This is a genomic window from Kiloniella sp., assembly GCF_965205715.1.
In the GTDB taxonomy this organism is placed as follows: Bacteria; Pseudomonadota; Alphaproteobacteria; order Kiloniellales; family Kiloniellaceae; genus Kiloniella.
In genome coordinates this window covers 1,586,283-1,605,822 of the sequence record NZ_CBDBHW010000014.1, presented here as the reverse complement: position 1 = coordinate 1,605,822, position 19,540 = coordinate 1,586,283, and the positions used below count along the sequence as shown (strand labels likewise).

Annotated in this window: 21 protein-coding genes; 15 read left to right on the top strand and 6 right to left on the bottom strand. The window is 47.0% G+C overall.

All coding sequences use genetic code 11. The annotated features are described in order from the left end of the window. The first annotated feature begins 21 nt into the window (after window positions 1–21). The 5 genes from istA to ACOGW3_RS24775 all read left to right on the top strand — a co-directional run bounded on the left by istA (window position 22) and on the right by ACOGW3_RS24775 (window position 5,741). Window positions 22–1,530 (top strand): IS21 family transposase, encoded by a 1,509-nt coding sequence (gene istA / locus ACOGW3_RS24795; RefSeq protein ID WP_419901087.1) that lies wholly within the window; start codon window positions 22–24, stop codon window positions 1,528–1,530. Then, the gene (gene istB, locus ACOGW3_RS24790) at window positions 1,527–2,339 is read left to right on the top strand and encodes an IS21-like element helper ATPase IstB (RefSeq protein ID WP_419901088.1); all 813 of its coding nucleotides are present in this window, start codon (window positions 1,527–1,529) and stop codon (window positions 2,337–2,339) included. The genes istA and istB overlap by 4 nt, the downstream gene beginning before the upstream one ends. A 64-nt stretch (window positions 2,340–2,403) precedes the next feature. Further along, window positions 2,404–3,606: an ISL3 family transposase gene (locus ACOGW3_RS24785; RefSeq protein ID WP_419905375.1), complete on the top strand. Its 1,203-nt coding sequence runs from the start codon at window positions 2,404–2,406 to the stop codon at window positions 3,604–3,606. A gap of 60 nt (window positions 3,607–3,666) precedes the next feature. Continuing rightward, window positions 3,667–4,446 carry an outer membrane lipoprotein-sorting protein gene (locus ACOGW3_RS24780; protein ID WP_419905374.1) on the top strand — a complete coding sequence of 260 codons (780 nt, stop codon included), beginning with the start codon at window positions 3,667–3,669 and terminating at the stop codon, window positions 4,444–4,446. Window positions 4,447–4,487: 41 nt separating this feature from the next. After that, on the top strand, window positions 4,488–5,741 hold the full coding sequence (locus ACOGW3_RS24775) for a hypothetical protein (protein ID WP_419905373.1): 1,254 nt from the start codon (window positions 4,488–4,490) through the stop codon (window positions 5,739–5,741). A 133-nt stretch (window positions 5,742–5,874) separates the two neighbouring features. On the opposite strand, the gene ACOGW3_RS24770 is transcribed toward ACOGW3_RS24775, so the two are convergent. Both ACOGW3_RS24770 and ACOGW3_RS24765 read right to left on the bottom strand, forming a co-directional pair. Then, complete coding sequence (locus ACOGW3_RS24770; RefSeq protein WP_419905372.1) at window positions 5,875–6,306, bottom strand: VOC family protein; 432 nt, start codon at window positions 6,304–6,306, stop codon at window positions 5,875–5,877. A 37-nt stretch (window positions 6,307–6,343) separates the two neighbouring features. Further along, a complete protein-coding gene (locus ACOGW3_RS24765) occupies window positions 6,344–7,207 on the bottom strand; it encodes a class I SAM-dependent methyltransferase (RefSeq protein ID WP_419905371.1) in 864 nt (287 codons plus the stop codon). Window positions 7,208–7,479: 272 nt separating this feature from the next. On the opposite strand from ACOGW3_RS24765, the gene ACOGW3_RS24760 reads away from it, so the two are divergent. Then, the gene (locus ACOGW3_RS24760; protein ID WP_419905370.1) at window positions 7,480–8,427 is read left to right on the top strand and encodes an ArgK/MeaB family GTPase; all 948 of its coding nucleotides are present in this window, start codon (window positions 7,480–7,482) and stop codon (window positions 8,425–8,427) included. Between the two features lie 136 nt (window positions 8,428–8,563). Then, window positions 8,564–8,896, top strand: coding sequence for a DMT family transporter (locus ACOGW3_RS24755; RefSeq protein WP_419905369.1), 333 nt, complete (start codon window positions 8,564–8,566; stop codon window positions 8,894–8,896). Window positions 8,897–8,926: 30 nt separating this feature from the next. Here ACOGW3_RS24755 and ACOGW3_RS24750 read toward each other — a convergent pair whose 3' ends face one another. After that, window positions 8,927–9,820: a YgfZ/GcvT domain-containing protein gene (locus tag ACOGW3_RS24750; RefSeq protein WP_419905368.1), complete on the bottom strand. Its 894-nt coding sequence runs from the start codon at window positions 9,818–9,820 to the stop codon at window positions 8,927–8,929. Between the two features lie 148 nt (window positions 9,821–9,968). Between ACOGW3_RS24750 and ACOGW3_RS24745 the strand changes: the two genes are divergently transcribed. Further along, window positions 9,969–10,922 carry a glycosyltransferase family 9 protein gene (locus ACOGW3_RS24745; protein WP_419905367.1) on the top strand — a complete coding sequence of 318 codons (954 nt, stop codon included), beginning with the start codon at window positions 9,969–9,971 and terminating at the stop codon, window positions 10,920–10,922. Between the two features lie 62 nt (window positions 10,923–10,984). Beyond that, window positions 10,985–11,797, top strand: coding sequence for a glycosyltransferase family 2 protein (locus ACOGW3_RS24740; protein ID WP_419905366.1), 813 nt, complete (start codon window positions 10,985–10,987; stop codon window positions 11,795–11,797). A gap of 45 nt (window positions 11,798–11,842) precedes the next feature. Here ACOGW3_RS24740 and ACOGW3_RS24735 read toward each other — a convergent pair whose 3' ends face one another. Then, complete coding sequence (locus tag ACOGW3_RS24735; protein ID WP_419905365.1) at window positions 11,843–12,868, bottom strand: glycosyltransferase family 9 protein; 1,026 nt, start codon at window positions 12,866–12,868, stop codon at window positions 11,843–11,845. A 323-nt stretch (window positions 12,869–13,191) separates the two neighbouring features. Between ACOGW3_RS24735 and ACOGW3_RS24730 the strand changes: the two genes are divergently transcribed. Continuing rightward, window positions 13,192–14,274, top strand: a complete 1,083-nt coding sequence (locus ACOGW3_RS24730) for a glycosyltransferase (protein WP_419905364.1) — start codon at window positions 13,192–13,194, stop codon at window positions 14,272–14,274. Further along, window positions 14,271–15,617 (top strand): dihydroorotase, encoded by a 1,347-nt coding sequence (locus ACOGW3_RS24725; RefSeq protein WP_419905363.1) that lies wholly within the window; start codon window positions 14,271–14,273, stop codon window positions 15,615–15,617. Before ACOGW3_RS24730 ends, ACOGW3_RS24725 begins: the two co-directional genes overlap by 4 nt. 158 nt (window positions 15,618–15,775) lie before the next feature. On the opposite strand, the gene ACOGW3_RS24720 is transcribed toward ACOGW3_RS24725, so the two are convergent. Next, complete coding sequence (locus tag ACOGW3_RS24720; RefSeq protein WP_419902857.1) at window positions 15,776–16,951, bottom strand: ISL3 family transposase; 1,176 nt, start codon at window positions 16,949–16,951, stop codon at window positions 15,776–15,778. Window positions 16,952–17,058: 107 nt separating this feature from the next. Between ACOGW3_RS24720 and tnpA the strand changes: the two genes are divergently transcribed. The 4 genes from tnpA to ACOGW3_RS24700 all read left to right on the top strand — a co-directional run bounded on the left by tnpA (window position 17,059) and on the right by ACOGW3_RS24700 (window position 18,821). Next, entirely contained in the window at window positions 17,059–17,493 is a 435-nt protein-coding gene (gene tnpA, locus ACOGW3_RS24715) for an IS200/IS605 family transposase (protein WP_419901154.1), read from the top strand. A gap of 121 nt (window positions 17,494–17,614) precedes the next feature. Further along, on the top strand, window positions 17,615–17,743 hold the full coding sequence (locus ACOGW3_RS24710; RefSeq protein ID WP_419905362.1) for a hypothetical protein: 129 nt from the start codon (window positions 17,615–17,617) through the stop codon (window positions 17,741–17,743). 31 nt (window positions 17,744–17,774) lie between these two features. Further along, window positions 17,775–18,062 (top strand): hypothetical protein, encoded by a 288-nt coding sequence (locus ACOGW3_RS24705; protein WP_419905361.1) that lies wholly within the window; start codon window positions 17,775–17,777, stop codon window positions 18,060–18,062. A gap of 54 nt (window positions 18,063–18,116) precedes the next feature. Continuing rightward, a complete protein-coding gene (locus ACOGW3_RS24700; RefSeq protein ID WP_419905360.1) occupies window positions 18,117–18,821 on the top strand; it encodes an MOSC domain-containing protein in 705 nt (234 codons plus the stop codon). A gap of 27 nt (window positions 18,822–18,848) precedes the next feature. On the opposite strand, the gene ACOGW3_RS24695 is transcribed toward ACOGW3_RS24700, so the two are convergent. Further along, a complete protein-coding gene (locus ACOGW3_RS24695) occupies window positions 18,849–19,463 on the bottom strand; it encodes a 2-hydroxychromene-2-carboxylate isomerase (protein WP_419905359.1) in 615 nt (204 codons plus the stop codon). Window positions 19,464–19,540 lie beyond the last annotated feature (77 nt).

The window sequence follows — 19,540 nt, the reverse complement described above, 5'->3', positions numbered from 1 at the left end:
GATGTAATTGGAGGAACCTGTTTGCCGTATAAATTTATCACAGATGAACAACTGAGACTTTACATGACAGATAGAAAAACTCATGGTCAACGAACCGCCGCTGCCCGCGCAGGGTTTAGCGAACGCACGGCCCGCCGATTTGACGTTGATGCGACTTTACCGTCACAACGCAATATAAAGCGAGGGCGAACAGTTTCTGATCCGCTTGAAGATATCTGGGATAAGGACATCCTTCCCATTTTGGATAAAGACAACTCGGTCAAACCCATTACTTTGTTGCGCCACATACAGAGCCTCTATCCGCTCCGTTTTCCCGATGACCGTGTCAAGCGCACGTTAGAGCGCCGAGTTCGGGGATGGCGGGCTCTGAATGGCCCTGAAAAGGATATCATTTTCAGGCAAACACCTGAGCCGGGTTACATGGGCCAATCAGATTTCACGGATGCAGCCGACTTAAGTATTACCATTGCAGGAGATCCTTTGGTGCATCGGCTCTATCATTTTGTTCTGGTATATAGCCGATGGGAACATGTTGGGGTCGTACTTGGCGGTGAGAGTTTTACAGCCCTTGCGGAGAACTTACAAAATGCGCTTTGGTCCTTGGGGGGCGCTCCTGAAAACCACCGGACCGACAGCCTGTCTGCGGCCTTTCGGAATTTGAGCGTTGAGGAAAAGGAGGACATTACCAAACGTTATTCTGCTTTTGTTGAGCACTACGGTATGGAGGCCAGTCGAAATAACAGAGGGGAATCACACGAGAACGGTGCCATTGAATCTCACCACGGTCACCTTAAGACTGCGATAAAGCAGGCCCTGATTTTGCGTGGCAGTAATGACTTTGACACTTTGGATGAGTATCGGCGATTTTTGGACGAGCTGATTGCTAGACGGAACAAACATCGTGACCAAGATATCCAAACAGAGTTGAAATCTCTCAAGGCGTTACCTCCTCGGCGAACAACAGATTACACTGAAGTCGTGTCGAGAGTTACCAAAACAAGTGGTTTTTTAGTTAAGCAGGTTTTTTATAGCGCCCCTTCTCGCCTAATTGGTCAACGCTTGCGTGTCCATATTTACGATAACCGGATAGAAGCCTATCTAGGCAGCACTCATGTCGTCAGCCATTCTCGTGAGCGGGGGCACGGCAAAGGCCCCCGCATTCATGTTATCAATTATCATCACGTCATTCATGCTCTCAAACGTAAACCTCAGGCACTCGCCAATTCTATTTATCGTGACAGTATTTTTCCAAGAACCGAGTACTCCCTGGCCTGGACATTGTTTCAGAAAAAGTTGTCCCGCAGAGATGCGTGTCGTCAGATGGTTGGGATACTTTTCCTTGCGCACGAAGAGGCTTGTGAGGCCGAAGTCGCGCACCTGATTTCGAGAGAAATCAATGCAGGAAGGCTACCTTGCGCAAAAAAACTTAAGCTGAATATCACAAAAAAGAACACGGATTTACCTCCTGATATTCCCGTGGTTCAACCTTCATTATCAGTCTTTGATACTCTGTTGGAGGATCGGGCATGACAAACATTGAAGTGGATCAGCACAAGCTGCCTCTTATGCTAACTGACTTACGATTACCCAGCTTTCACAAACACTGGCAAGATATCGCAATCCAATCCGACAAGGAGGGCTGGTCAGCAGCCAGGTTCCTTGCCGTTTTGGCCGAATATGAATTGGCCGAAAGGGACACGCGACGCATTCAACGCCATCTCAACGCATCAAACCTGCTGGGCGGAAAAACTCTGGCCACTTTTAACTTCAAGCGGCTGCCTAACGTGAAAAAGGCGCAGGTCGAAGCCTTGTCTGCCGGTGACTGGATTGACGCAAGAGCAAATCTGATTGCCATTGGAAATTCAGGGGGAGGAAAAACTCATCTCCTATGCGCCGTAGGTTATGCTCTTATAGAGGCTGGATACCGTGTGCTCTATACGCAAACCAGTGATCTGGTGCAAAAACTCCAGGCTGCCAGACGTGAACTTATGCTCGAAAACGCCCTCGCAAAACTCGATAAATTTGATCTCATCATTCTCGATGATATTACCTATGCACAAAGGGATATATCTGAAACATCCGTGCTCTTTGAATTGATCGCCAGACGATATGAGTACCGAAGTATTGCAATTGCTGCCAATCAACCTTTTAGCGGATGGGACAATATTTTTCAAGATAAGGCCATGACCGTTGCAGCAATCGATCGTCTTGTTCACCACTCAACCATTCTTGAGATGAATATCGACAGCTACAGACAATGGGAAGCCGCCCAAAATCTCAAAAAAATGTTGCGGAAAACCACAAACAAAAAGGTGAAAAATATGCCTGAAGCATCGTAAATAAACGTCAGATCACAGCCGCATCAAAAGCGGCCAAGGTGGTTGACGCAACCGGACAAAGTGGTTGACGCTCTACAAACGTGTAAATGAAATTAAACTGGATGACGGCGGTGTTAAGATTGTCATTCACTGCAGCCGAGACGCGCGTAGGAGGGCTATAGACCCTGCTACAGGCCAGAAGGGAAGCATCAACCAGCATGTCCGCCGACAAGTAAACGACATCCCCCTTTTTGGGTATCCTTGTGTGGTCGAGATTGAGCTGGCGCAGGTTTATATTAACAAGGGCGAACGCCGCATTGAGGGGTGTGATTTTGTTGATAAAGGGTGCCGTTTCACTCACCGATTTTGCCGACTGATCAGTGGATTATGTCGGCATATGTCTATTCAAGCGGTTTCCAGACATTTGGATATACGATGGGAAACGGTCAAGAATATCGACAGGGCATACCTTATTGAAACTCTCCCTACGCTTGATCCTGCAGAGCTAACTGGCTTGGAATATATTGGTGTAGATGAAGTTGCCCGGGCGAAAGGTCATGACTACATGACGGTGGTCTACGATATGGTTGGCGGTCATCTGATCTGGGTTGAAGCAGGCCGAACTGCCGAGGTTTTTTCAAGGTTTTTGAAACAACTGCAACCAGATACAGCCTGCAAAATAAAGGCCGTAGCGATGGATATGGGGCCTGCCTACCAAAAGGCTGTCAGAGAGTCCTTGCCGTTGGCCGACATAGTATTTGACCGTTTCCACGTCATGAAAAACTACAGCAAAGCTATCCATAATCAGCGTCGACTTGAGTTCAGAAAGGCCGATCCAAGTGGTAAAGAGTTGATGAAAGGGACGCATTATCTGTTGCTCAAAAATGCGGATAAGTTGAGTGAAAAACAAAGTGACAAGCTGCAAAGGTTGCTGGAGAGCAATAGCAACCTGAATGCACTTTACGTCTTGAAAGAACAGCTTCAGCTGCTGTGGAGTGCCGCTTCATTTGAGGCGATGGCGGAGCAACTGGAACGTTGGTGCCTGATAGCAGATCAGTCACAGATGCTCTATCTAAAAAAGTTCGCGAAATCCCTACGGAAACATTGTGTGGGCATCTGCAACTACGCCAAACACAAGCTCACAAGCGCCAGGATAGAGGCTGGTAATGTCAGTATAGGAATGATCCGTAAGCGAGCCAGAGGCATCAAGGATACCGAATACTTCAAACTCAAAATTAGACAATCATCCATTCCAGATAATCAATCTATGCTCTATTTGAAATCCTAAATCTACTCAACAAAGCGGAGAAGTGCCAAACTATTAACGACTGTATTCAGTCTATCCCTTGTGGCTTTTTCTTCTGGTGTAGCGCTTTCGAGCGCTGCCCAGGCAGACGAAGCGGCAGATGTGGCCAAAGGAACCGCGGTCGCAGAAGAGTGGGACCGTCGAGACTGGGGATTTGGTGACACTGAATCTTTCATGCAAATGCAGTTGGAAAACCGTCACGGTGATCAGTCAATCCGCCAGATGCGTCAGAAAACTCTCGAAGTTCCCGGTGCTGATGTCGGCGATAAAAGCCTGACTATTTTCGATAAACCTCGTGATGTTAAAGGCACGGCTTTCCTAAGTTATGCCAAAATCTTCGACCCCGATGATCAGTGGATGTACCTGCCTGCTGTAAAACGCGTGAAACGGATCTCTTCTAAAAATAAATCTGGTCCTTTCCTTGGTTCAGAATTTGCCTACGAAGATTTGTCCGCACAGGAACTGAAGAAGTACACCTACAAATGGCTGAGAGACGAGCCTTGTGGTGAGCTTCAATGTTCCGTGGTTGAGCAGACACCAACCTATGAGAACTCTGGTTATACCAAGATGATCACCTGGTACGATCTCTCTGAGTATCGTCAGCAAAAAATCGATTATTACGATCGCAAAGGTAAATTGTTGAAGACTTTGGTTTCATCAAACTTCAAACAGCACCTTGGTAAGTACTGGCGTCCATATGATATGTTCATGGAAAATCACCAGACTGGTAAGAAAACCCGCTTAGTCTTTGATAAGATCGAATTCCAAACCGGTCTTAAAGAGAGCGAGTTGACAAAAAATTCGCTGAAACGAGTTAAATAGAGAGTTTCGTGATGAGGTCGCGTTTCAGACTTTTTAAAAAAGTGAAGCTCATCAAGCTTGCTGCCCTGGTTGTTGTAACCGGGGCAGTGGCATTGGGGGCATCAATTGTTTCTGCCAATCAGGCGCATGCTGATGATGAAGAAAGCGATCTTTACTGGGAGTACTCAGGATCAGCATCGCTGGATTTGCGAATCTTTCCTGATTCTGCATTGCATAGCGGCCAAAGGGATCAACATTTAAATCCTTCTGTCGTTCTCGAACCAGAATTTTTGGTCGAGTGGAATGATGGTGATGACCGCATCGATTTTAAACCCTTCCTCCGTTTGGATGCTCAGGACAGCGAACGACGCCATGGTGATATTCGTGAACTGAAATACCTGCATATTGACGATGGATGGGATCTGAAAATTGGTGCTGACAAAGTTTTTTGGGGGGTAACGGAATCAAGGCATCTCGTTGATATTATCAACCAGACAGACGGTGTTGAAGATACCGATGGGGAGGACAAATTAGGTCAACCGATGATCAATTTGGGGATCCAGAATGAGATCGGTGATTTTAACCTCTTTGCCATGCCCTATTTCCGGGAGCGTACTTTCCCAGGCCGTAAAGGTCGGTTGCGGTCCTCGCTTACCGTGGATACGGATAAAGCTGAATACGAGTCAGATTTAGAAGAATTTCATCCCGATTTTGCTTTGCGCTATGCAACAGTTCTCGGAGATTGGGATCTTGGTCTTGCGCATTTTTATGGTACTAGTCGTGAACCGCGATTGCTTGTGAAAAACGATAGTAATGGTGCACCTGTTCTTGTGCCCCACTATGATATTATCAATCAGAGCTCGGCTGATATTCAGGCAACCTTTGATGAGTGGCTTTGGAAGTGGGAAGGCATCTATCGCCGCGGACAAGGTGATGATTTTGTCGCTTTTTCCGGGGGGCTTGAATACACCTTCTTCGGATTGATCGGGGACGCTGGTGACCTCGGCGTGCTTGCGGAATACCACTATGATGGCCGCGATGAAGATGAGGCCCCAGGCACGATATTTGACGATGATATCTTCGTTGGTGCCCGTGTGACCCTCAACGATGTTGAGGATACGGACTTTCTTGCGGGGATGATTATCGACCGTAAAAGCCATGCGCGAAGCTTCTCCATTGAAGCCGATCGCCGTCTAAGTGATCGCTGGACCGTTGAAGCTGAACTCCGACTGTCTGATGGTATTACCAGTAGTGAACCGCTTTACGATACCCGCCGGGATGATCACGTTCAGGTCCGTTTTAGCTATTATTTCTAAAACAATAATAATTTGAGAATTCTGAGCTTCTGGATTTTCTATTCCCCGATAGGTTCCGCCAGAAGCAAAGAAGTAAAGGGCCGCTTTTTGCGGCCCTTTTTCACATATACAAAGTTATGAGAATTGATTGTTTTTAGCTGGCAAAAAGTTCTTTTTGGATGTCTTTGAAGCCTTTGAATTCTAGGGCATTTCCTGTCGGGTCGGTAAAAAACATTGTACCTTGTTCCCCGGTTTCTCCCTTGAAGCGGACGTAGGGTTCAATAATGAAATCAGAAACAATCCCGCGCATTTTATTAGCCAGTTTTTCCCAGTCATCCATTTGCAATACGACCCCGCAATGAGGGACCGGCACCCCGTGGCCATCGACGGCATTTTTGATCTGATTGACCGATCCATCTTTGCCAAGACTCTCGTCTAGGTGGACAACGAACTGGTGTCCGAACATATCAAAATCGATCCACTTGTCGCTACTGCGCCCTTCGGGGAACCCCATCTTGGTGCCGTAAAAATCTCTGGCTTCTGGGATGTCACGAACGGGGATGGCAATGTGGAAAGGCGTAAGCATACTAGGGCTTTCTATTCAGATTGAAGGGAGCGGTTATTTACTCTTTACGGAATACACCCTGAATGACAGTTAATTTTTTATCAGCAAGATTTTGTTTGAGATTCTGTGCTCTGAGTTTGAAATCATTGCCAATAAATAATTCGGGCCCTAATTCATTAGGCAGAGATTTTTGCTTGCTGTCTTTCGGGGCAGTATTGTTGTTGTAGTTATGAAACCAAAGATGGGTTTCTGCGGTTACGTCGTTCCATATTTCACGGTGAAATCCAAAATCTCCAAGCAGGTCTCGGGTGACACCCTCTTGAACCAAGTGGTTGTGTTCAGGTTTGCTGGCCCAGGGAACGGGAAGCAAGATTTCTCTCTCTTTTTTGGTATGGATGTTCTCATTAGAAAAAATATCGTGAAACAAGAACATGCCACCCGGCTTTAATACGCGATAAATTTCTCCGTAAAATTTTTTCTTATCGGCAATATTCATGGAAGTGTGCTGTGTCCAAACCGTATCGAAACTATTGTCTTCGTAGGGGAGGGAAAGGGCATTGCCATGGGTGATTTTTATACGGTTATCCAAGCCACTTAAGCGGTTTAGAAGTTCTGCGGTATCACAAAAATTTTCAGTTAGGTCGATCCCGTGAACATTGCAAACAAAGCGTTCGGCAATATAGCGGGCCGGGCCACCAATGCCACAGCCAATATCCAGCAAATTTGATCCGGGATGCACAGATAGAAACTCACTTAATTCCCGTGTAGCGGCACGGCCGCGGGAATGTAGGTGATCAAAGGTAGAAAAATCCTGTGCACTATAACTCTGTGCATTAGTGTCTTTAATGCCAAGTAAATCTGCAACATGGGTGGCGAGCTTTTTCTTGCTCCCGTATTGAACCGTTTGTGGTTTCTTTGTCATCCCTTGCCCTCCTACATCTCTTTTTTATTATTGTGGATGTATCAATTATTTTTGGGTCTTATTTATCGTAGCCCCTAGATGGTAAAACTACCCTGATGCATATCATCTTATGTAGTTTTTTGACGCGTTAAAATAGAATTTTATAATGAATTCAAATAAAGGGATAGTTAATTAATGCTCAAATTAATTGTGTCTGATAGCATCACAGCCCGATAATAGAGACAACATGGTTTACGTCGATAAACTGTGAACAAGCTGAGAAAGAGTATAGCATGGTTGCTGAAGAGATACCTGATTTGGAATTGTTGCGAAAAGGGGGCAAGCTGCAACTTTCTCGTGCCCTATCGCTTTTGGAACAATCACCGGCAAAAATGTTGAACCTGCTTAATGATTGCTACCATGCGCCGAGAGCACAGGTGGTTGGTGTTACGGGACCTCCTGGTGTCGGAAAATCAACACTGTTAGCTGAACTAATTAAAAGTTATCGGGCCGAGGGCCGAACTGTCGGTGTGATCGCTGTTGATCCTTCATCCAAAAAATCTGGTGGCGCCTTATTAGGGGACCGGGTTCGATTTTCAACGGATCCTGAGGACCAGGGCGTTTTTGTCCGGTCCATGGCAGCGCGCGAGCGGCTTGGGGGACTTGCCGATCTTACCATTGCGGCCATGGTGCTGATGCGTGCTGTTTTTGATATTGTCCTGATCGAAACGGTTGGTGTCGGGCAATCTGAAACCGATGTTTCCGGTGTTACAGATACTGTCGTATTCTGTGTGCAACCCGGATCTGGGGACTCTTTGCAATTTATGAAAGCGGGTATTGCGGAAATCCCTCATATCGCCTTGGTAACAAAAGCCGACATGGGCAAGGCTGCAGAACGAACAAAAGCTGATCTCAGAGGTGCATTATCTCTCTCCAGCGAGGAGAGTAGTGATTGGGCCGTGAAAGTTCTTGCTCTTTCTTCCAGTGATAAGACAGGCCTTGAAGGATTTATGACGGCAATTGATGAGCACTATACCTGGCTACAAAGCGAGGGGATGTTATCAGTTCAGCGACATCAACAAGCCAAACAATGGTTGAGAGAAGCCGTGCGGGACTTGTTTGGCAGGGCAGGTTTATCATTTTTGCAAAACACGGAGCTCTCTTTGGATAAGGCAGGCGAAATATCACCTTTTGAATTGCTTTCTCAAGTTCAACAGGAGCTCGTCATTTCTCGCCGATAGGTTTCCTAAGAATGTTGGGGCGAAGAAAAAATGGAGAAATTTCTCCAACTGCCGCAAACAAGCTAGCAAGATCTCTAGGACTATGCTTAATGCTGGGCTGATTACAGATTAGATTTATTTTTGGTAGGGGACGGAAATGTCGGTTTATATGCTGTTGGGTGTTGCGATTGTAAGTGAAGTCATTGCCACCCTATCTTTAAAAGCTGCTGATGGTTTTACCAAGCCGATCCCTTCCATTGTCGTGTTGGTTGGCTATATCTTTGCAGTTTATCTTCTCTCTATTATCACCCGCCAACTTTCCATCGGGGTGACCTATGCTGTCTGGTCCGGGGCGGGGGTCGTTCTCACCGCTGGCCTTGGAATTGTAATCTATGGTGAGAAAATGGATCTGGCTGGGGTGATCGGCATTGCCATGATTATTGGCGGCGTGCTCATCCTTAACCTTATTTCAAATGCATCGGGGCATTAAGCTGTAGAGGTTTTTAAAAATTGGGAGCCTCTAGGAAACGATCTCAATCCAATCGGGCATTTTGGGGGTAATGTTTGCGTCCTGACAGAGCAATTGGTCCGACCCAATGGCATCAATGCGGAGCGTCGCGAGGCCGGTCTGCCCATATGTCGATCTAAGGATGCCAACGTTCTTACCGTTCAGGGTGATATCGGAACCAATTTCAGGTGTCGGACCTGTAAGGGAAACCGGAACAAGGCGCTTTTTGATAAGGGCACGATATTTGGTCCTGGCGGTTAACTCCTGGCCAATATAACAACCTTTATCCCAATCAATTGCGCCGAGTTCATTAAAACCGTTTTCTAGCAGGATGGACTTTTCAACTTCCAAATCACGACTGCCATCCGGAATACCCAATGGAATTCTTAAACTATCGTAGTCTTCCAGAGTTCCTGGGCGCAGTTCATGATCGTTTATAAAAGTACTTAGTTTCTCAGAAGCTATGATGGCACGCGCACCAAGTCCCAAATGACGTGGATCCATATAAATCGTTGCATCCTGAATAGCTTGGCTAGCTCCTTTTTGCGGGCTAAGGCCAAATTTTTGGGCAACATTGTCACCAATTATCACAGCGACGGTGTAGTCATCCCCTGTGAGTTCTAGGCTGGCCTTGGAACGCATCTTATAAAGCTTTAGGCGGCGAAGCAGGTCAGAGGCACGTTCTTTTTCACAATCGAGAAGAAATCCACCTTCGGGATTGAGGCTAATGAAAAATTCGTGCAAAAATTTTCCCTGAGCCGTGAGTAAAGCAGACCATACAGAATGTTCAGAAGTGACCTTGGTAACATCTTGCGTCACTACCCCCTGAAGAAAAGGGACAAGCTCTTCACCTTCAAGCCTAAGAACCGTGCGGTGTTGGAGCGGGATGACCCGTAAATCGCTCATTCTGTTATATCCGTATTATGTCTGAGTTGAATAGTCGGAAATATGCTTTGTTGAGATATATAAGGCGTTACAACTGTTGATGAAAGAGGTAGCTTGGTATAAATCATTTGTTCCCAGTCTAACTCCCTTTTAGTGGGGAAGGAACACCTTGAGAATACTGTTTATTACATCGAACCGAATTGGGGATGCCGTCTTGTCCAATGGTGTCTTGCAATCGATGCTTGAGCAATACCCCGGCGCCAAGGTTACCGTTGCAGCGGGCAGTGTATCTGCGTCTCTTTATGAAGCTGTTCCTGGCCTTGAAGAAATTATCCCGATAACAAAGCTAAAACACCATGCGCATTGGTTAAAGCTTTGGGCGCATTGTTTTCCCAAGCGGTGGGATGCGGTGATTGATATGCGCGGAACGGGCATAAGTTTTTTTCTATGGGCCGGCCACCGATTGATAGCGGGCTCAAAAGATGAAAAGGTTCACCGGGTTGTTGAGCTTTCCCGGGTTTTGGATTCTGTAGAGCCCCCATCTCCTGTCGTGTGGACAGATGAGACCCACGAAAACAAAGCCGCAGAGCTTATACCTGCAGGCAGTAAGGTTCTGGCTGTTGGACCCGCTGCTAACTGGAGTGGGAAGCAATGGCCAGCTGAACGCTTTATAGAGCTCATTGAAGACCTGACGTCTACTGCTGGGATCTTACCTGGAGCCCGTATTGCGGTGTTAGCAGCACCTCTCGAACGCGCGCAAATGAAAGATATTCTCTCCTGTCTTCCCAAGGACCGTATCATTGATCTAATCGGATATGACCTCGTGACCGCTGGGGCTTTCTTGAAAAAATGCAGTCTGTTTGTTGGCAATGATTCCGGTTTAATGCATTTGGCTGCTGCCGCTGGTGTTAAGACCTTGGGGCTATTTGGGCCAAGTCCTGAGTGGCGATACCACCCCTGGGGCGCAGATTGCGCTTGCATTCGAACACCAGAAAGCTTTGCGGATATCACAGAGCATCCCGAATATGATTATCGGCACGGGGTCGAGAGTTATATGAAATCTCTCCAGGTGGAGACGGTTGTCAGAGCGGCCGAGGAGCTTTACAACCGAGGAACAGAATAACTTTCTGCCCAATTATATTTATAATGGGGCCTATTCAACTGTGTTAGTTACAAGGTTTGAGAATGCCACAAGAAGCGACAAATCCCTCCGATGATATGATCAAAAATGTTCAGTTATCGGCCCTTCTTGTTATTCACAACGAAGAAAAGCGTATCCGGGATTGCCTTGAAGGCGTCAAATTCTGTGATGAAATCGTCGTGGTTCTTGATCGTTGCACCGATGGGTCCAAAGACATCGTTTTGGAATACACCGATCGCATCGTTGAGGGGGGCTGGCCGGTTGAGGGAGATCGTCGCAACGTTGGTAACGAAGCCTGCCGTGGACAGTGGATACTAGAGATTGACGCTGATGAGCGCATCCCCGTTGAGCTAGCTGAAGAAATTAGGCAAACGGTTGAGCGCGGGGATGCTGATTATTATCTGATTCCTGTTGATAACTATATCGGTGATCATCTCGTGCGTTACGGGTGGGGCGCTCAGTTTGGTACTGCCTCTGTTTCCAGACTTTGCCGCAAGGGCACCAAGTCATGGGGACTTGAACGTGTCCATCCCGCCTTGCATTGGAAAGACGGCGCGCGCAGAGGAGCAAAGCTCAAACACAGGCTCGTACATTATGTGGATGATAATATCTCCGACATGATCCGACGTTTTGATTCCTATAGTACCGCCCGGGCAAAAGACCTGGTAGAAAGCGGGGAAATTGGGACCATGCCGCATAATGTTCGACGTATATTCAGTCGCTTTTGGCGCTGTTTTGTTGGGCGTAAGGGGTACCGGGAAGGGGGCTATGGTTTCTTGATTGCAACATTTGCTGCGTTATATCCCGTGGTCTCTCATATCAAAGCACGCTACGAGAGTGAACAGCTCAAATCCTGAGCTGCGAATGCTCATGTTGTATTAAGGGCTATTTAGAAATTTATCTTAGTCGAGAGCCACGGCGGGAAGCGCTGCGGTAACTTTTTCAATGGATAGGTCTTGTAGATCGTCCTCGCGAATAATTTGTACATCTGGCCCAATCGGCGAAATCTTGTTCGGATCTGAAGCCTTCGAAAATAAAACCACAACGGGGCAACCCGCGGCTGCAATCAGATGCATGGGGCCGGTATCATTGCCAACGGAAAATTGTGATTTTCGTGCAATAACAGCGATTTGCTCCAAATTGGTTCTGCCGCAAAGATTAAGGACAGCGGGGCAGTTTTCTTCTATTGCATCACACTCAACTCGCTCAGACTCTGTACCGATCAAAATTGGCGTTATGCCAAGATGTGTTAGATGATCTGCAAGAGTAGAATAGTATTCAATAGGCCATCTTTTTTCCGGACGATGTGGCGCGCCACCGGGAACCAGCATGGCATAGTTACGGGGGAGGTGAAGCTCGGATAAATCGGCCTCTATAAATGAGAGGTCAGGGAGCTTGATGTCGGTAATCCCGGCCGTTTCCAACTGTGCCTTTTCCCGAACAGATATGTGGTAAATTCCGCTCTCAGGCTTTTCGTAATAGTGAGAACAGCCCCTGACATTGCCGACCCATTCGGGTTTATTTGACGGGAAGAGCTTGTAATAAAACCGGGTTCGTTCATTGCGTTGTAAATCATATACCCGATCAAACTTGCGGGATCGTAAATTTTTCCGAAGTTTGAGAATTTGTGGAATTTCAAATAATTTTGGCCGTGCATCGACCAAAACAGAGTTAAAGCAGCCACTTGCTTCGGCCAAGTGAACATAGGGTTTGGTCGTAAGCAGGGTTATATCTGCATTGGGATGATAGGCACGGATGGCCTGGAACGAGCGGATAGAAAGTATGAAGTCACCAAAGGCAGAAAGCTTGATAACAAGGATACGCCGGGGGCTGTCAGTCATGTTCGCATTGGACACAACATCAGATTCGTGATCATGCAATATTAAATCAGGGTCTTCTGTCGTTATATCAGGGCGTTCAACCGTCATGTTTCCACCTTGGAATATTTGGAAGTTCTATCTCGCTCTAACACACCAATCTCTATTTAGACCGGAAAGAATAACATACTTTTAAAGGAATTTCGTTGTTAGTCTGCCGTAATGAAAGTGTGCTTTAATGAAAGCCTTATAATATAAGATCTTAGCATTTAAAATAGTCTGTGATGATTGGCCGCAAATTGGTCACAAAGTTAGAATTATATTCCTGTGTTCTTATTTTTGGTCGGATTGGTTTGATTTACGGGGTAATTCGGGTAAAGAGATGCTAGACCATTTCATAAGCTGATAAAATAGTAAGCCAGGGAGTGTTAAGGGTGAAAATCCTACAAGTATTAGGAGCCGGTGGCGAAGGTGGCGCCGAGACCTTTTTTACCCAATTTACCCTGGCCCTGCACCGTGCTGGAAACCAAAAGGGGTTTCGGACCAAAGATGGAGCAGGTATTGAAACCCAGGCCGTTATTCGTCGCAATGACAACCGTATCGCCCTGTTTGAGGCCGCTGGGGTTAAAACCCAGGTGCTTCCCTTTCGCAAACTTATCGACTTTAAAACCCGACGTGGGCTGAAGCGGAAAATAAAAGAGTTTCAGCCAGATGTTGTTCTTACATACATGAACAGGGCAAGTAGCCTGTGTCCAAAGGGGAATTTTCTCCATGTTGCACGGCTTGGCGGGTACTACAAACTCAAGAATTATAAAAACTGTGATCACTTGATCGGTAACACCAAAGATATCGTTGATTATTTAAAGTCCGTTGGTTGGCCTGAGGGTCGGGCCCATCACGTGCCTAACTTCGCGTCAGTTTCTGGTAATGATATCCCGGTTAGTCGTGCGGATCTCAATACTCCCGAAGATGCCACAGTGTTACTTTCTTTGGGGCGCTTACATGAAAATAAAGCCTTTGATATCTTGCTTCGTGCTGCGAAACTGGAAACGCGTCCCTACGTTTGGATTGCCGGTGAGGGACCTCTTCGAACGGAGCTGGAAAATCTTGCCAAGGAATTGGGTATTTCAGAGAGAGTGCGTTTTTTAGGGTGGCGTAACGATCGCGGCGCCCTGCTTGCTGCCGCAGATATTTGCGTTTTCCCTTCGCGGTTTGAGCCTTTTGGATCAGTGATGATCGAAGCCTGGGCCACGAAAACCCCCTTGGTTACAACGCGAACGGCTGGTCCGGAAGAAATGGCAACGGATGACAAAGATGCCTTGCTGGTGCCGGTGGATGATTACAACGAAATGGCGCGGGCAATTACCCGGGTGATGGATGAAAAAGGATTGGCTGAGCGCCTGGTGGCTGCTGGCTGGGAAAGTTATGGAGAGAGTTACACCGAAGAGGCGTGTGTTAAAAATTACATCGATCTCTTCACTGAATTATTGGCACAAGATAAAGGGGCTGTTTCATGAGCGAAAGCTATGATCTGATCATCAAAGGGGGACAGGTTGTCACTCCAAACGGCATCGAGAACATCGATGTTGGCGTTAATGGCGGCCGCATTGTTGCTCTGGGGGATCTCTCTGGTGCAAGCGCCAAAGAAACCTATGACGCAGCAGGTCAGCATGTTCTGCCGGGCGCAATAGATACTCAAGTACATTTCCGTGAACCAGGGCTGGAGCACAAAGAAGACTTGGCTTGCGGTACAGCAGCCGCAGCACTTGGCGGTATCGTCGCGATCTTTGAAATGCCGAACACAAACCCCAATACACTGGGACCAGTAGAGCTTGCGGATAAATTTGCCCGTTGTGAGAACCGGGCCTGGACAGATCACGCCTTCTTTATCGGCGCTGCAGAAGAGAACGTTGACGAGTTGGCAGAACTGGAAAGACTTCCAGGGTGCGCCGGGATTAAGATCTTCATGGGCTCTTCCACCGGAAGTCTGTTGGTTGAAGAAGAAGGTCTGTTGGTTGATGTTCTGACCAATGGTAATCGCCGTTGCCCGGTTCATGCTGAAGATGAAAACCGTTTGCGCGAGCGCTTTTCCCTTGTAAGGGATGGCGCTGATCCTGTCATGCACCCAGTCTGGCGCGATCCTGAAGCTGCGGTTATCGCCACCACCCGTATTTGCCGTCTGGCCCGCCAAACTGGCCGCCGGGTTCATGTGCTCCACGTGACCAGCAAAGACGAGTTGCCAATTCTTGCGGCCAACAAAGACTTGGTTACTGTGGAAACGACACCTCAGCATCTTACTTTGTCGGCGCCTGATTGTTACGAGCGTCTTGGCACTTATGCCCAGATGAACCCGCCGATCCGCGAAGAAGAGCATCGTCTTGGCCTTTGGGAAGGTATCCGCAATGGAATCTTTGATGTTCTTGGCTCGGATCACGCCCCGCACACGATTGAAGAAAAAGAAAAGCCTTACCCTGCATCACCTTCTGGTATGCCGGGTGTGCAAACTTTGATCCCGCTGATGCTTGATCACGTGAACAAGGGGAACCTGACCCTGGAGCGTCTGGTTGATTTGACCTCTGCTGGTCCGGCAAGGATTTATAATATCGCGGGTAAAGGTCGAATTGCTTTTGGTTTTGATGCAGATTTCACCATTGTCGACATGAATAAGGAAGAGACCATCACCAAAGAATGGCTCGCCTATAAATGTGGCTGGTCTCCTTTTGATGGCGTCAGCGTTAAGGGCTGGCCAATGGCAACAATCATCCGCGGTAATGTGGTGATGAAAGACGGAGAGCTCATCGGCAATCCCGATGGTAAGCCGGTTCGTTTTTCCGACACAGAGCCTGCCAAAAATTCCTAACACCGGATTGAGTTTGGTTTTTATTGGGCTTGGCGAAAGATTTTGTCAGGCCCTTTTTTTAAATTAAATAGATGCTTTAATTTGCCTAATGTGAGTTGATATATGCAACGGCTTAAAAAGATAGGTTTTTTGGCACTTCTCCGCTTTGTTGAGTAGATTTAGGATTTCAAATAGAGCATAGATTGATTATCTGGAATGGATGATTGTCTAATTTTGAGTTTGAAGTATTCGGTATCCTTGATGCCTCTGGCTCGCTTACGGATCATTCCTATACTGACATTACCAGCCTCTATCCTGGCGCTTGTGAGCTTGTGTTTGGCGTAGTTGCAGATGCCCACACAATGTTTCCGTAGGGATTTCGCGAACTTTTTTAGATAGAGCATCTGTGACTGATCTGCTATCAGGCACCAACGTTCCAGTTGCTCCGCCATCGCCTCAAATGAAGCGGCACTCCACAGCAGCTGAAGCTGTTCTTTCAAGACGTAAAGTGCATTCAGGTTGCTATTGCTCTCCAGCAACCTTTGCAGCTTGTCACTTTGTTTTTCACTCAACTTATCCGCATTTTTGAGCAACAGATAATGTGTCCCTTTCATCAACTCTTTACCACTTGGATCGGCCTTTCTGAACTCAAGTCGACGCTGATTATGGATAGCTTTGCTGTAGTTTTTCATGACGTGGAAACGGTCAAATACTATGTCGGCCAACGGCAAGGACTCTCTGACAGCCTTTTGGTAGGCAGGCCCCATATCCATCGCTACGGCCTTTATTTTGCAGGCTGTATCTGGTTGCAGTTGTTTCAAAAACCTTGAAAAAACCTCGGCAGTTCGGCCTGCTTCAACCCAGATCAGATGACCGCCAACCATATCGTAGACCACCGTCATGTAGTCATGACCTTTCGCCCGGGCAACTTCATCTACACCAATATATTCCAAGCCAGTTAGCTCTGCAGGATCAAGCGTAGGGAGAGTTTCAATAAGGTATGCCCTGTCGATATTCTTGACCGTTTCCCATCGTATATCCAAATGTCTGGAAACCGCTTGAATAGACATATGCCGACATAATCCACTGATCAGTCGGCAAAATCGGTGAGTGAAACGGCACCCTTTATCAACAAAATCACACCCCTCAATGCGGCGTTCGCCCTTGTTAATATAAACCTGCGCCAGCTCAATCTCGACCACACAAGGATACCCAAAAAGGGGGATGTCGTTTACTTGTCGGCGGACATGCTGGTTGATGCTTCCCTTCTGGCCTGTAGCAGGGTCTATAGCCCTCCTACGCGCGTCTCGGCTGCAGTGAATGACAATCTTAACACCGCCGTCATCCAGTTTAATTTAATCCGGTAAACCCCCGGCTATGCCGGGGGACTCTCAATGGTTTGACCGTTCCCACGGTCTTACATTTCTTTGTTTATTGACCAAAATAACAAAGGAATTAGCCGATGAGAGATTACAAAAGCCTTGCACATACGAGATGGGATTGTAAATACCACGTGGTTTTCATCCCTAAACGCAGGCAAAAAGTTATCTATGGCAACCTACGTCAGTATCTTGGTGAAATTTTCCATGAACTGGCCGGGCATCGCGAAAGTAAGATTGAGGAGGGCCATTTGATGCCGGATCACATTCACATGTGTATCAGCATACCGCCCAAACATGCTGTTTCAAAAGTCGTTGGATACCTAAAAGGAAAAAGCGCGATTGCCATAGCTCGAAAATTCAAAAATAAAGCACGGAATTTCAAGGGTGAAAATTTTTGGGCCCGTGGATATTTCGTCTCAACTGTAGGGCTCGATGAACAGATGGTGAGGGAGTATATCAGAACGCAAGAAGAGCGTGATAAGTACTTTGACCAAATGGATATATTCAATCCATAACCGCTTTAGCGGTTCCCAATTTGCCCCTTTAAGGGGCTCACCCGCTTAAGCCCCCGGCTTTGCCGGGGGTCATTTAACTTCATTTACACGTTGCCCTTTGAGGCCTAAAATATGCTGCGAGATGTTGATTGTCATATACCTGCTCTATGTAAAGTTATCAGAAACCATACATATCAACAGGTTACTTGGCGGTCGGCATCTTTTTCTACTCAACAAAGCGGAGAAGAGCCGGTTTTTTCAGAGAACTTGAGCATGGCGATGCAAATGGGCCAAGTTTAAAATTGAACCAAGGCCAATTGACCTCTGATATTTTACCTAAAATCGTTTTGTACCTTAATGAGGGGGAGCCAATCGTTTGTGCACCTGGCCTTGTTGGGGATGTTTTGTGCCAAGAGAATTCAATAATTGGACCTCTAAATATATTGTCGGATGGGGTCTGGGCTTGGCCTAGCGATTTATCATTTTATATTGAAAATTATAATGTCGCTATCCCTCAAGCATTTGTGCAGCATATGATTGATGCTAATTGGAAGATATCTGATTTCGATGTTTTTTCTGTTGCGCTATAGGATAGATGGCCTAAGTACTAACCTAACTCCTCACTTCATCTCCATGGGTTTCTAATGTCAACGCAGGGTAACAATTATCTTATTGAAAAGGTTATGACCGGAAAGGCTGTGCCTTTCGGACCCAAAGAGCGGATGAGCGCGATAGATAAGATACCCGTATGTGATGTGATCCAGGTTTCGAAACTGGGTTTGCTAGGGGATGAACAGGCAGACCCGCGTCACCATGGTGGTCCTGAGAAGGCGATCCATCATTATGCTGCGGATCACTATGCGACTTGGGCTGCTGAATATTCCCAAATTGATCCCAACTGTTTAAAGGCAGGGGGATTTGGCGAGAATATCTCTACAATGGGCATGAGTGAGGCAGTGGTCTGTGTCGGGGATATCTACCGATTGGGGACTTCTCTTGTTCAGGTTTCTCAAGGAAGACAGCCTTGTTGGAAGCTCAATGTTCGATTTGATGTTCCCAAAATGGCGGCGACGGTTCAATCGACTGGCCGCACCGGATGGTACTACCGCGTGCTGGAAGAGGGACAAGTTCAGGCTGGAGATCGTGTGTCGCTCGTAGAGCGGATCAATTCCGAGTGGTCTTTGGCACGTATTCAGCATGTTCTCTATGTGGATACGCTAAATAAACAGGCACTAGAAGCCTTGATTGGGGTCAAAGAACTCGCTGAAAACTGGCATGCCTTGGTTCAAAAACGTTTGGAACGCCTTGAAGTAGAGGACTGGAGCCCGCGTCTGCAGACCCCAGTTTGAAAATGACTGAGTTCGTATTGGTAAGTGTTAAGAGCGAATTAGGGCACGCTCAACAAACTCTAACCGATCCTGGCCGTAAAAATTCTCACCATCAATAAAATAGGTCGGTGCGCCGATAACACCACGCATAATGGCTTCACGGCAGTTGCGATCCAGTTCCGCCTGAACTGCCGGAGAAAGCGCCTCTGCGATCAAAGCTCTGGTATCTCTAAAGCCAGTGGTTTCGCAAAGTTCAAAAATTACTGCTTCATCTGCTATGTCGCGATCATCGCGCCACAGTGCCTCAACCACTTTTAGGCTGAGAAGATCAAGATTTCCTTCTTCACCCCGCTCTTTTGCCCGTTGCGCCGCGATGACGATACCTGAAGGAAGTTCGACCGGGCCGTCGTGATGGATCGGTTCGCGCTGCAAGGGAATACCAAGATAGTCGGCCCAACGCAGAGCGTCGTTCATGGCATAGTTACGCAACATGGTCGGTCGGGCGTCAAATGCTTGCCCCCCAATCGCGGGCATGGTGACCGAGAGGATAATCGGACGGTGTACAATCTTGTGACCAAATCTATTGGCCAAAGCATTCAATCGCGCTGCCCCGAGATAGGTAAAGTTGGATCGGGTTGAATAGTAATAATCAATCGTTTTCATTCTGTTATAGCCAGTTGGTAAATGGTTTTAATTTGAGGGCGAAAAATAGAGAGATTTGGATGCTTTTAATAGTGATA